General features: G+C 57.7%; 10 protein-coding genes. 8 read left to right on the forward strand and 2 right to left on the reverse strand.

Translation table 11 applies throughout. The features are described from left to right. The first annotated feature begins 3 nt into the window (after positions 1-3). Both ABJ196_RS07860 and ABJ196_RS07865 read left to right on the forward strand, forming a co-directional pair. The gene (locus ABJ196_RS07860; protein ID WP_347305972.1) at positions 4-1,479 is read left to right on the forward strand and encodes a recombinase family protein; all 1,476 of its coding nucleotides are present in this window, start codon (positions 4-6) and stop codon (positions 1,477-1,479) included. A gap of 191 nt (positions 1,480-1,670) precedes the next feature. Next, positions 1,671-2,252: a recombinase family protein gene (locus ABJ196_RS07865; protein ID WP_347305974.1), complete on the forward strand. Its 582-nt coding sequence runs from the start codon at positions 1,671-1,673 to the stop codon at positions 2,250-2,252. Between the two features lie 5 nt (positions 2,253-2,257). Here ABJ196_RS07865 and ABJ196_RS07870 read toward each other — a convergent pair whose 3' ends face one another. Next, on the reverse strand, positions 2,258-2,650 hold the full coding sequence (locus ABJ196_RS07870) for a helix-turn-helix transcriptional regulator (protein WP_347305976.1): 393 nt from the start codon (positions 2,648-2,650) through the stop codon (positions 2,258-2,260). A gap of 81 nt (positions 2,651-2,731) precedes the next feature. Between ABJ196_RS07870 and ABJ196_RS07875 the strand changes: the two genes are divergently transcribed. The 5 genes from ABJ196_RS07875 to ABJ196_RS07895 all read left to right on the forward strand — a co-directional run bounded on the left by ABJ196_RS07875 (position 2,732) and on the right by ABJ196_RS07895 (position 10,865). Next, a complete protein-coding gene (locus ABJ196_RS07875) occupies positions 2,732-4,726 on the forward strand; it encodes a class I SAM-dependent DNA methyltransferase (protein ID WP_347305978.1) in 1,995 nt (664 codons plus the stop codon). Next, positions 4,726-5,871 (forward strand): restriction endonuclease subunit S, encoded by a 1,146-nt coding sequence (locus ABJ196_RS07880; RefSeq protein WP_347305980.1) that lies wholly within the window; start codon positions 4,726-4,728, stop codon positions 5,869-5,871. The genes ABJ196_RS07875 and ABJ196_RS07880 overlap by 1 nt, the downstream gene beginning before the upstream one ends. Then, positions 5,864-9,019: a type I restriction endonuclease gene (locus ABJ196_RS07885; RefSeq protein WP_347305982.1), complete on the forward strand. Its 3,156-nt coding sequence runs from the start codon at positions 5,864-5,866 to the stop codon at positions 9,017-9,019. Before ABJ196_RS07880 ends, ABJ196_RS07885 begins: the two co-directional genes overlap by 8 nt. A gap of 163 nt (positions 9,020-9,182) precedes the next feature. Further along, the gene (locus ABJ196_RS07890; RefSeq protein WP_347305984.1) at positions 9,183-10,175 is read left to right on the forward strand and encodes a DUF4192 domain-containing protein; all 993 of its coding nucleotides are present in this window, start codon (positions 9,183-9,185) and stop codon (positions 10,173-10,175) included. 234 nt (positions 10,176-10,409) lie between these two features. Then, positions 10,410-10,865: a single-stranded DNA-binding protein gene (locus ABJ196_RS07895; protein WP_347305986.1), complete on the forward strand. Its 456-nt coding sequence runs from the start codon at positions 10,410-10,412 to the stop codon at positions 10,863-10,865. A 517-nt stretch (positions 10,866-11,382) separates the two neighbouring features. Here ABJ196_RS07895 and ABJ196_RS07900 read toward each other — a convergent pair. Continuing rightward, positions 11,383-12,771, reverse strand: coding sequence for a hypothetical protein (locus tag ABJ196_RS07900; protein ID WP_347305988.1), 1,389 nt, complete (start codon positions 12,769-12,771; stop codon positions 11,383-11,385). 49 nt (positions 12,772-12,820) lie between these two features. Here ABJ196_RS07900 and ABJ196_RS07905 point away from each other — a divergent pair, with 49 nt between their 5' ends. Continuing rightward, positions 12,821-13,033, forward strand: a complete 213-nt coding sequence (locus tag ABJ196_RS07905) for a WXG100 family type VII secretion target (RefSeq protein ID WP_347306054.1) — start codon at positions 12,821-12,823, stop codon at positions 13,031-13,033. The last annotated feature ends 230 nt before the right edge of the window (positions 13,034-13,263 follow it).

Below are 13,263 nucleotides of genomic sequence, written 5' to 3' on the forward strand. Positions count from 1 at the left end.
TGCATGGAAGACAAGCAACCTTTACGAGCTGCAATTTATGCTCGCATTTCCCTCGACAAGAAAGAGGAGGCGGGCGTCAAGCGTCAGGTCCACTTAGCGACCAAGCAGGCCGAGGCCGACGAAGCCACTGTTGTCGCTACATATGTGGACAACAATGTTTCGGCTTTCAGTGGTGAGTTCCGGCCGCAATACGACGCATTGCTCCAGTCCATTAAGAACAGAGAGTTAGACGTCATCTATGTCTATGCGCTTGACCGTTTGACCCGACGCACCAAAGACACCTTGGCGCTGTTTGAACTCTGTGAAAAGCACCGGGTAAGGATCAAAGCTAACCGAGGTTACGGTATCGACCCCTCTGACCCGGCATCGAGGCTCACGATCATCATTCTTGGTCTTATTGCAGAACAGGAATCTATCGACCGTGCTGCAAGAATTAAGGCGGCCTATGTGGATCGTGCACGCACTGGCAGACCGAAGACTGGCGGTTACCGCATGATGGGCTACGAAGCTGACGCCAAGACCATTGTTCCCGAGGAGGCTCAGGCTGTTCTCGACGCTGCTGAAATGATCGTGTCTGGAAAAACCTTGCGTGAGGCTGTCCACGAAGTCTTCGACAAGCGGGGCATTCTCACGACCCGTGGCAACCCTATGACACCACCGACTCTGCGTGACATCCTGCTCAACCCGCGTATGCGAGGGTTGTCGACGTTCACTCCCACCAACCCTGACACCGGCTATCGCGTCAACAAAGATCGTGAAGTTGTTGGTCCTGGTCAGTGGCCTGCCATCATCGACGAGGAACTCGGCGAGAAACTTGATGCAGTGCTTCGTGACCCCTCGCGGCGTCGCAACCACGTCGGCGCTGCGCCCACCAAATATCTCTCTAGTGTCCTTATCTGTACGTGTGGTGATCCAATGCACGCCCGTGTCCGCACACGCAAAGATGGAAGCAAGCAGCGCCATTATTCGTGCAAGCGCCTCCGCGTTGGTGAGCGTCACACGGCCATCGGCGAGGAGGTTGATGATCTTGTCTCACAGGTCATCATCGCTCGGATGTCTAAGCCTGATGCACTCGAAGTGCTGCGTAGTGCTCTCACGCCAGAGGACGACACGCTCAGTGAGCGGATGCAGTCTCTCTTCCAAGACCGTACGGCGCTGTTAGCTCGTCGCGAGGCGCTAGAAGAGTCGGTCATCGATGGCGAACTTGACGCGTCAACATTCGCTCGTGTTGAGAAGAAGATTGCCGCTCAGCTTGCCAAGGTTGATGAAGAGCTTCAGTCCATCACTGAAGCGCTCGGCGCTGATCCGTTGGCCGCTGAATTGACGGAGGATGTCGTCTTTGCTGAATGGTGGGAGAGTGCCAGTGTTGAAGATAGGCGACGCCTGACAAAGTTACTCATGGAGATACACATTCAGCCCGGCAAGCAGGGCGCTAAGAAATTCGATCCCACGCGAGTGAAAATTACGTGGAAAAACTAATCCTACTGTCCATAATCGTCAATTCACTAATTGTGATACAATCCATAATCGTCAATTCACTAATTGTGATACAATCGTGATAATGGCCCACCATTCTGGACAGTCTTTTGCCCGAGTTCCGGCCCCGGACGGCCTGCTCCAAACCCAAGTGTCCACAATCGAGCCATGTTGTAACTAGCGAAGGGGTGCACATGCTTATCGGATACGCCCGAGTCTCGACGGCGCGTCAAGGGCAATCCCTCGATACCCAGCGTGAGGCACTTCTGGACGCGGGGTGCGACCCCGAACACATCTATAGCGACACTATTTCCGGCGCGAAGTGGTCTCGCCCCGGCCTTGACGATGCTCTCGCTTGCATGCGCCCGGACGACACTCTCGTTGTCACCCGTCTCGACCGCCTGGGGCGCAACCTTGTGGAGACGGTGACCACTATCTCAGACCTTGCCGACAACAGCATCAACGTGCGAGTCCTGGAGCCTGCTCTCGATACCTCTCGCCCTGCCGACAAGGTGGTCATCAACGTGATGGCGAGCTTGGCTGAGTGGGAACGAGACCTGCTTATTCAACGCACCCGTGAGGGCGTCGCCCATGCCCGGGCGCAAGGTCGAGTTGCAGGGCCGAAGCCAAAGCTCACTAAGGAGCAGAAGCAACAAGCTGCGCTGCTGGTCGAGAACGGCCAGTCGGTGATGTCCGTGGCGCGCGGCTTCAACGTGTCTCGGCAAACTATCTACCGTGCTATTCACGAGGTTGAGGCTGACGCGAAGAAGCCATAGCTCTGCTAATCCTCACTGCTGGTGTGTTTCACTTCCTCCGGCTGCGGCCACAAGGAGATGCCCAGTGCCAACTCTATTTGTGCGATGTGTTCGGCGCGGGGCCAGGTGTGTCCCGTCAGTATGTTGTGTAGTGAAACATGGTTGACCCCGGTGGCATCAGCAAGTTGTCGTAGCGACCATTGGCGGGCCGATACAACCCCACTGAGACGCTCCATCGCGATGCGGAGTGTCTCCGATTGGTCCCGCCGGGCAGCAGTGTCACCACGCAGCGGCCAGTCGGGATATATCTCGACTGGCCGCACTGTCTTTGGACGCGCCATAAAACCGCCTTTTATCTGCACTTTGGGGTTGTTTTCGTGAGTACTGTTTTGTATGATGGTGTTAATAACAATTAACATTATCCATCTTGCATGTTCATGTCCAGACCTTGTGTTTAACTCGACATGTAACGCAATCCGAGTACAACAAATGGGGTATCCGTGAATCATCAGAAACTATCCAACGTCGCCATCTGGGAGACTGCCGACAAGTATCTCCGCAAGATAGTTGAGCCTCACCTCTACGGCGACTTCATTCTGTCGTTCACGGTGCTGCGCCGCATTGAGTGCGTCCTGGAGAAGACCAAGCCTCAGCTGCTGGAGTACATGAACAGCCTTGTCGCAGATGAAGTGAAGCAGGGGTTTCGCGACAAAGACGCTAGTGCTCTGGTGCCGCTAACGGAGAAGTCACTCGCCAAGCTGGACAGCTTTGCTCGCCACGGGCTGCGGTTGCCGTTCTACAACACCTCCGTGCACTCACTAGCGCGCATGGCTGAGACCAACGCCATCACCTACGAGGCCATGGAAGAGTACATCGGAGCCTTCTCTACCGACATTGCCGATGTCTGGGAGAACTTCGAGTTCATGAAGAAGGTTGAGCTGCTCGCCCAAGAGGATTTGCTGGTGCAGATGGTCAAGCACTATGCGAGAATCGACCTCTCGCCGGAGAACCTCGATGAGTACTCCATGGGTAACCTATTCGAGGACCTCATGTACCGCTCCTTCTCGCAGAAGGGTTCTGCCGCAGGTGCTTTCTACACCCCACGCGACGCCGTACAGCTAGTGGTGGACGTGCTGCTCGCCAGCGATGACAAGGAACTCTACAACGTCAACGCGCGACCAATTCGCTCTGTCTATGACCCCACCGCAGGTACCGCAGGAATGCTCATCTACGGCGCCAAAGGTATCCGTTCCGTCAACCCTAACGCGACTGTAGACATCTTCGGTCAGGAACGGATGGCGATTGGTTACGCTACTGGCAAGTCGGACGTGCTCATTGCAGGCGGTCGTACAGACTCGCTACGGAAGGGCAATACTCTGACCGATGACCTCTACGAAGGTCAAACCTTTGACTATGTACTCTCTAACCCTCCATTCGGAACCGATTGGGAGGATGAACTCGCCTCCGTTACGGAACAGTCTAAGAAAGAAGGCTCCCGATTTAGCCACGGTCTGCCAAGTAAGGAGGACGGCCAGATGCTGTTCTTGTGCCATGTAGCCCACAAGCTGCGCCCGGCAAGCGAGGACGGTGCGGGCGGACGAGGCGTTGTCTTCTCTAATGGTGGGCCACTGTTCAACGGCTCAGCGGAGTCTGGCCCCGGCAATATCCGCAAGTGGCTGTTGGAGGAAGACCTCATCGACGCCATCATCCAGCTGCCCAACAACATCTTCTTTGGTACTGACATTGCCACCTACGCATGGATTCTTGACACCAACAAGGAGCCTCACCGCAAAGGCTTCATTCAGCTCATCGATGCTTCTGAGTTCTGGGAGCCGATGCCCAAGACCTTGGGTAAGAAGCGCCGCTACATCAGCGACGATCAGAAGCGGGCGATTGTCGAAACCTACTCCGACTTCAAGGAGTCGTCTATTTCCAAGATTCTCACTGCTGATGACTTGGGGTACAAGGACGTGCCCGTGCAGAAGCACGCTCGGCTGGTGGTGAAGGTCGATGAAGAAACCACGCAGAAGGTGCTTGCCATCAAGGGTATGACCGCCGCCCACGCGCAGCTGCTTGAGGGACTGGACGGTGTGAGCTTCGTTGAGTTGGAGAAGACCGTCACTCAGCGTGCAAAGGAACGCAAGCTCAAGGTCACCCCGGCGAAGAAGCGAGACCTACTGTTCGCTGCCACCGTGGAAGACCCGGAAGCAGAACTGACCTTCGACAGCAAGGGCAAGCCGGTACTTTCGCCTGACTTCTCGATGACTGAGCGGGTAGCACTCTCTGAGAATGTCACTGAGCACATGGAGCGCGAGGTCCTGCCGTACGCTCCGGACGTGGTGTGGGACGAGAACAATGCCAAGGTTGGTTACGAAATTCCCTTCACTCGCATCTTCTACAAGCCGGAGGTTGTCCGTGCGCTGGATGCCATCGACGTAGACGTCCAGCGCGTCATGGGGGAGCTGGCTGAGCTATTCGCGGAGGTGAAGGAGTAGTGAAACGCCTGAAGACGATCAAGCTGGGCTATTTGGTCAATTTCCGTAATGGTCACGACGTAAAACAAACCACGAGTGGTCTAGTACCGCTATACGGATCTGGCGGCATTTTCGGATCTACTGATGAGATCATGGGCGTCGGTCCCAGCGTCTTGTTTGGACGCAAGGGCACCCTTGACAGGCCTAATTACGTCGAAGGTCCTTTCGCGCATGTGGATACGGCATACAGCACCGTGATGTTGGAACGTACTCATGCACGTTTCCTCTATTACTGGGCAACTACGGTGCCGTACTGGTTGTACTCAACACAAACAGCCATTCCCAGTATGACTTCCTTTACTTTGAGTCAACTTAGTGTCCCTGTCTATGACCTCGACACCCAACGCCGCATCGCTGAGTACCTCGACACCGAGACTGCGCAAATTGACACGATGATGGCGAAACTCGATGAGCTGGTCGAGCTGCTGGGGGAGCGACGAGAGGCAGTACTCCTAAGCAGTTTCTTTACTTCAGGTGATTCAAGTGCCCAAGCTCTCTGGCCTATGTCTCATCTCGGCGCGCATTCCGAAGTTGTTAGTCGAGGGGCTGCACCTGCGTATGTTGATGAGAATGGGCTTCGAGTTATCAACCAGAAATGTGTTCGTCCCGGTGGCCTGATTGACTTTTCCCTTGCACGGCAACACGACTTAGCAAAGAAATCGATCAAAAGGTCGCTTTATCTCCAAGAAGGCGACGTGGTCGTCAATTCAACCGGTACGGGAACTCTTGGACGTAGCGCTTTGGTTACCGAACTGTCCGAACCGACAATCCTAGACGGACACGTCACGCTAGTAAGGCCTAATGGTTCGAGTTTGCTCGGTGCATTTTTGGCATACTTCCTCAGGGCGCAGGAGCAGTGGCTAGTGCGAGAAGCCCGTGGCAGTACCAACCAAATCGAGTTAGGCAAAGACACTTTGCTAACCATGCCAGTCCCACTCCCACCCCTCGACGAGCAGCGACGCATTGCCGAGCGACTCGACGCCGCTACCGCCCGCATCGACACCATGATTGACAAGTGCAACGAGCTGCGCGACCTGCTCAAAGAGCGCCGCGCGGCACTCATCACGGCTGTAGTCACCGGCCAGAGAGAGGTCCCTCATGTCTAACGCATTTTTGGAAAAAGGCCTGGAAGATACCATCTGCGACGCACTCAGCCAGCGTGGGTGGACCTACGAGAACAACGGCTCCGACGCCGGGTTCAACCCCAGCCTCGGGCTGCACACTGCTGACGTGCTGCACTGGCTCCAGACGCAGTACCCGGATGCCTATGACAAGGCCGTGCCCGACAAGCTGACCGGCAAAGACCGTGAGCGCGCTGAGTTATCGCTGCTGGCTGAGTTGGCCGCTCAACTGGACAAGAAGCCGGTGGTAGGCCGCAAGACTGGACAGCCAAACGCAGGACTGCTGCACATCCTCCATAGCGGCTTTACGTACTCTCGCCCGGGCCGTCCAACAGCGAAGTTCGGGCCGATGGTTGCCTTCCCGCCGGAAGACCCGCTCACGCTTACAGCCGTCAAGAAGGCCGAGGGCAACACCCTGCGCGTCATGCGCCAGGTGCACTTCTCCACCGAAAAGACCCAAGACACCATCGACCTGGTGCTCACGGTCAACGGCATCCCGGTGGCCACGCTGGAGCTGAAGTCCGACTCCACGCAGAACGTTATCAACGCCATCACCCAGTACCGTGAGGACCGCAAACCCAATGCCCATGCCCGCATCCTGCAGCCGGGGCGCTGTCTGGTCCACTTCGCGGTCTCCGACGACGAGGTCTACATGACCACGAAGCTGTCAGGAGCCAACACCTTCTTCCTGCCCTTCAACAGGGGTAAGGCCGACGGCCATGCCGGTAACGACCCCATCGAGGACGGTATTGCTACCCAGTATCTCTGGCAGGAAGTGCTCTCCCGCGAGATGTTCCTGCGCATCCTCAACTCCTATGCCTTCTTCGAGCCGAAGGAGAAGAAGATAGGTGCAGATGGCACCCTCATCTTCCCGCGCTTCCACCAGCTGCGAGCCGTCGAGAACGTCATGGGCGACATTGAGGTCAACGGTCCGGGCAAGTCCTACCTCATCTGGCACTCCGCTGGCTCCGGCAAGACCAAGACGATTGCATGGCTGGCCCACCGAATGATTCGCCATGTTGGCCAAGACGGCTCGTCCACCTTCGACTCTGTCATTCTGGTTTCCGACCGCACCGTGCTGGACAAGAACCTCCGTGACAGTGTGCAGATGCTCCGTGCCTCTGAAGGCCTGGTCACGCCGATTACCCGCGACAAGGACTACAAATCGAAGTCCGAGAAGTTGGCCGACGTGCTGGAGACCGGCAACACTATCCTCACCTGTACGCTGCAGACCTTCCCCGAGGTCATCAACAAGATTGAAAGCGACGCCAAGCTGCGCTCACGCCGCTGGGCCATCATCGCCGACGAGGCCCACGCCTCCCAGACAGGCAAGACTGCAACAGCACTGCGACAGCTGCTGGCGGACATTGGTGAAGATGCCCCCGAGGACGAGGAGATGAGCGGCGATGACCTGCTGCTCTACAACCAGCGCCGGATGACCGAGGCCGTCAATATGACCTACGTGGCGTTGACCGCTACTCCGAAGCCGAAGACTCTGCAGCTGTTCGGCACCAAGCATGACGCTGCCACCGATGTCGGCTACGAGTACCGGGCCTTCGATACCTACACCATGGCCCAGGCCATCGACGAGGGCTTCATCCTCGATGTGCTCCAGAACTACTCCACCTACGAGATGTTCGCCCGTGTCGCTGAGAAGGCCGAATCTGAAGACTCCGAGGTCGAACTCATAAAGGGCGTGTCTGACGTCTATAAGTTCGTGCGGCTGCACGACACGGCACTAGCCCAGAAGGTCCAAATCGTCGTTGAACACTTCAAGACCAACGTCCTGGGCAAGCTAAACGGACAGGCTCGTGCGATGGTGGTCACGTCATCACGTGAGCAGGCCGTGAAATGGGCGCGTGAGTTCAATCAGTACCTCGAAGACCATAACTACAAGCACCTGTTCAAGGCGCTGGTGGCCTTCTCCGGGTCGTTGACCCTCGACGAGACGGGTGATCACGAGTACACCGAGGCCAACATGAATGGTCTGGGAGATGTCGAGAAGGCCTTCAAGGATGGCGACATGGACTACCGCGTCCTCATCGTCGCGGAGAAGTTCCAGACCGGCTTCAACGAGCCGCGCCTGCTGGCAATGTACGTGGACAAGAAGCTCAAGGACCTAGAGGCCGTACAGACACTGTCCCGACTTAACCGCACCCACGAGGGCAAGACGGCGCCGATGGTTGTGGACTTCGTCAACGACGAGAACGTCATCCTCGATGCCTTCCAGCGCTACTACCAGGATGCCGCGATCACTACGCCTACTGATCCTGCGGTGCTGGAGCAGATGGGAGTACAGCTTGATGCCTTGGAGTACTACACAGAGGACGATATGAACGCCATCGCCCGTGCCGTAGCTGATGGTAAGGATGCTACCCATACCGACTTCATGGCACCGCTGCAGCGTATTGCCGCTGAGTGGAAGGACGACCTACGCGAAGCCCGTCTCAAGGGTGACGAGGAAGGCATCGAGATAGTCAAGGGCTTCCGCAAGCTCACCCGTAAGTACGTGTCTGCCTGGGAGTTCCTGACTCAGATTCTCGACTACCGTGACCCAGTCATCCATAAGCGTGCGCTGTTGCTGTCCCATCTGCGCCGCCTGCTCATCGACGAGGCTGGTGGTACGCCGCAGGACTACGGCCAGATGGTGCGACTCGAAGGCTTGTCCATGCAGCCTGCGATGATCAACCAGTCACTTGGCCTGACCTCCAACAGCGACGCCGAGAACGGCGAGTGGACCGGTGAACAGTTTGAGGCCGAGATTAAGACCGGTACAGGCGCTGAGCCGGAGCTGGGGCCGCTGCAGGAGGTCGTGGAGCGCATCAATGAGATGCTGGCTGCACGTGGCAAGGAGACAGACCTCAAGGCTGCTCAGGGCTTCGTTTCGACCACCTGGGGCAACATCAAGGCCGACGAAGCAATCATGGCCCTCGTCCGTGATAACACCGATGAACAGATTCGGAACTCCTCTAGTTTCGGTGACATGCTCATGCGCATTCTCTGGCATCAGCGTCAAGGGCGTGAGGAAATTGATGACCTGGTGTTGTTCGATGACGAGGGCATCAAGTTCTTCCGCGACCAAATCCTTGAGCAGCTCATCCGGGACAAGCATGAGGGTGAAGGCGGTAATTAGATTACGCCCCTAAGTCCCGTATCTGATTCATCGCGGGTACGGGACTTTCTTCGCACCGGCTTGGCAAGAGATGACCCGGATGTTGGCAGAACTGACCTAACGACGCAGAGCGTCGTTCTGGACTGATGACTGAACATCCGTCACAGTACGAAAGGTCCTGGTCATGTCTGTACCGTCTCCGCTCCCATCCCCGGCCGCCCTCATTGCTGAAATCCCCGGCATCCTCGGGTTTCACCCTGCCAACTCCGTCGTGTTCATGCTGCTCAAGCGCATCGATGACAGCACCTGTAGCCTCGGGCCTGTCTTGCGCATGGATGTCGGTGACTCCAATTCCCTGCCTGACATCACAGCTTGCATCAACAGCTTCGGTGCCGACGCCGTCTTCGCCGTGGTTGTTGCTGAGTCGTCGAACTACCCGTTCATCAGCGAGGTCGTCACGGCTAGCATCGACAACCTCGACGTTGTGTGGCACTGTCGCGGCATCAGTGAAGACGAGTGCTACACCGCATTGTGGACCGACCGGCCTGCATCCACGTACGACCCGAGCTTCCTAGCTGGTCTGATTGCCCCTGTTCACGCGGCCGTTAGCACCAAGGAGTTGCTCTCTAAGGGGGATCTCATCGCTCCTGACCGCGATGAGGCTCTAGACCCACTGCGGTGCGATCCGGCTCGTTCAGAAGAGGGCGAGGCTCTCATGCGTCACGCCACTGAGCTGTTGGACGAGGTTGGCCCTATCCGTGACCTCATCCTGCCACTGCGTCAAGACCTGGCCGCAGGGCGCCGCGACGAAGCGCAGGCCCGCCTCGTTGCCGCCATGGTGGCTAGTGCTGACGTCCGCGATCTCACTCTTGGCGAGCTGCTACAACACCCTGAGATAGCCGACGAGCTGCTCACAGACCTTGCTCAGCAACTACCTAACCCAGAGTTACGCGCGGGCGCACTCAGCATGCTTGCGTGTCTATTGCTGGCCGGTGGACACAATACCCGTGCAAGTATCGTGATCAAGGCTGCTGGCGAAGCATCCAGCGATCACAGACTCACGCAGCTGCTTGTGGAAGCCTCTATGGTCGGGGCGCTTGAGGTCCTGGTCCCTGCCCTCGAAGAGGGTGTTCATATCGGTCGAGTTAAGGCGGGAATTCCCGAACCGGTTGCCTAATTCATCTAGCCCTGATTTGCCTTTGTGCAGGTCAGGGCTATTTTTTCTATGCGCCGGCACTCACTGTTATTGAACGTGGCTGCGCTGGCGGCGCTCACCTTGGGTTGAACTGTCCCGAGGCGCCACCAGCGCATCGGTGGGTGCGGTGCAGGGTGTGTGGATTCCTTCTTTGGCAGCAGAGCTGCCTCGGAGCGGGGACTGAAAGAAGATTCGTATCTGACCAGGGAGGTTCCCATGTCCAATCCATTCAACAACGGTACTGTCGTCGGCCACGCTGCATCTGAGCCGAAGATTTTCCCTAATCGTGCTGGCGGTGCGACGGTGAAGCTGTCTGTGTTTGCTCGCAACAGCTTTGTTAACAAGAACACAGGCGAGGTCGAGTCGGAGATTGTCGAATTGGCAGGCTACATTGCAGATGTCGAGGTGCCAGGCGTGTTTGCCCATATCCGCACCGGCGACCGCGTTGCGATTTCCTACAGCTTGCGTACTGATCGCTTTGTTGACACCCAGGGCGTCGAACAGTTTAAGCTCATAGCTCGCATCGACACCGTGCAGTTGATCGATTCCAAGAGTGAATCCGCAGCTCGTGCCGCGAAGCGCGGCGCCAAGACTCAGGTCAAGACCAAAGCTCAGGCCAAGCAACCAGCTTTTGCCGGTGCAAATGCCGCAACGGATAACCCTCCATTTTAACTTAACTTTTAACGGTTCTGCAAGCCCCTAGGGGTGAGCAGGGCCGTTATTTTTTGGCCGTCGAGCTTTCCCTGTGCTGGCTGGCGGAAAAGACTGGTGATGTCGAGACGAACGCTGGAGACGACGTTGGAGCGTACGCTCAGCGGTATGGTGTAGGATACTGTGGAGCGAACGCCACAATCGACTGCGGGCGGTACGGTGCAGGAAACTGTGGAGCGTACGGTGCAGCGAACAAATGCCATCTGTACGCTCCAGGGAACGCCTGAGCGTACATTCCAGCAGCGTGCTCCCGTAGGAACGCTGGGGCGTACGCTACGACGAACGCTTGCGACAGGAACGCTGGGACGTACGCCTGAGCGTCGATCTGAGACGACGCTTTTGTAGTGAACACTGACCAGAACCCTCAGCAGTAGGGCAGGGCGTACAGCCCCGGCGACTCTAAGCAGTACACCCGGCAGCACGCCTAACAGTACTGCTGAGCGTACTCTCTGGAAGACGCTCAGCAGTACCCTTGCCGCTACAGCTGACGGTCGCCATCACCACGCTGGCGTGCTCGGCGTTCTTGAGCCTCAGCGCTGCGGCGCTTTTGCCGCTCGATGAAGGCGCGCTCCTCGGCGACGGTCCGACCGTACCTGACCGGATTACCACCGAGAAGCGGGTTGCTGAACGCTCGCTCAACGAATTTGTCGTACATGTCCTGCACACCCGGCTGTTTGAGCATGTAATCCAAGAACTCCGAGTCCACAACCAACATGTGATCACGTACAGCCTTTGCCGTGGCCAGGGCCTTCTTCTTCGCCTGCTCGACGATCTCCGCTGCTTTGGCCTGTGCGGCGGCCAGGATTCCGTCAGCGTCGGCTTGCACGGCGGCACGTTCCTGTGCCGCTTGTGCACGGTCAGCTGCCGCTGCTTCGCGATCAGCCTTGGCCGCTTCGATGTCGCGGCGTGCTTGGATCATGGTTTGCTCACGTGAGGTTTTGAGGAAACTCTGTGTCTCACGCTTGGCCTTTTCGTGAACAGTCTTGGCCTTATCCAGCTCCGTTGCAGCGGCGGCACGGTCGGATGCTGCGGCTGATTTCTCTAGCTCAGCTTCTTCCCGCTCCTGAGCAGCTTCGCCAAACAGATTGTTCGCTTCAGTGAGCTTGTCTGCGGCTTGTGCACGCTCAGCCTCAGCAGTGGCCTTGATCTGCTTAGCCTCGTCCTCGGCCTCCTGACGCGCCCTACGGCGAGCCTGCTCGACTTGTCGCTGTACCGTTTCACGTGCCCGTTGCAGTTCCTGCGCGGCGGCCTGGCGATCAGCAGCTGCAGCGTCACGGTCTGCCTGCGTCTCCGCCTGTGCCTCATCAAGACCCCGGTCGAACCCTTCCTTGCGTCCAGCAAGCAGCCCATCACCGTAGCCGAGTCGATGAGCCGCCTCGCGGTCTTCCTTCAAAAATTGTTCAGCCTCAGCCACGACCTGCTCGCGCTGAGCCAGGAGACGCTTCTGGTCTTCGATCCTCTGAAAGCGTTCCAGGGTGAGGGATTCATCGTGACGCTCCGAGACCTCCAGCTCAATTGGATAGCACTTGGCGTACATGTACTCACGCAGGCCGCGCTGGGCATCGAGAATCTTCTGCTGGCCGCTGATCTGCTGACCACGCTTAGGGCCGGACGTGTACACAGACTCCGGGTGCGTCGAGTAGGACAAGCCCGGTGCACACCTGAGCTTGCCAGGATGTTTCGGGTCGGGAGAGAGCGTGTCCGCCATAAATTGCACATGCGGGGTGCTTTCATCGAAATTGAAATCACCACCGCTGACGGCATCGCGACCACCGGGAATGAAATTATCGGCGATCCACTCCATCGCCTCGCGCAGATACCGCTGCGCCTCGTCGTAGTCACGTGCAACCAAGCGTGGACGTTTCACTACCTTCCCGTCCACTGTGGAGCTGTAGAAGTCGGGTATCTCTGTGCACATGCTCTTGGGGAGATGCACCACAAAGGTGGACGTTTCAAAGACGTCCACGTGGGAGGGTGACTCCGCTGCGGCGTATGCGGCCGCCCAGGACAAGTGGGACCGCGCCGCCGCAGAACTCAACACCGTGCTCGCCACCATCTCCGCCACGGTGGCCGACAGCAACGACCGTATGTCCGACGTCAACCGTCGAGCAGCGGCGAGCTGGGGATAGGTCGCGGCCCGTGCGGGCGAAGCGTTCTCGGTGCACCGTTAGAGGGAATGGACAGACGAGGGCATGCGTGATGGGGACGCTGCCTTGGATACGAGACGCGCATTCGCACGGACCGGGCTGAGACAATCGGCTACTAGCTGCACAAACCTGAAATAACGCTGTATTCTTTCGCTTTCCTGCGGCCGCTGGGGCGGCCGCGCACGGGCGGCGGGCTTACCTGGGGAGGGGCC

The sequence above is a fragment of the Corynebacterium sp. SA-MJD20WY100 genome (genome assembly GCF_039822565.1).
Lineage (GTDB): Bacteria > Actinomycetota > Actinomycetes > Mycobacteriales > Mycobacteriaceae > Corynebacterium > Corynebacterium phoceense_A.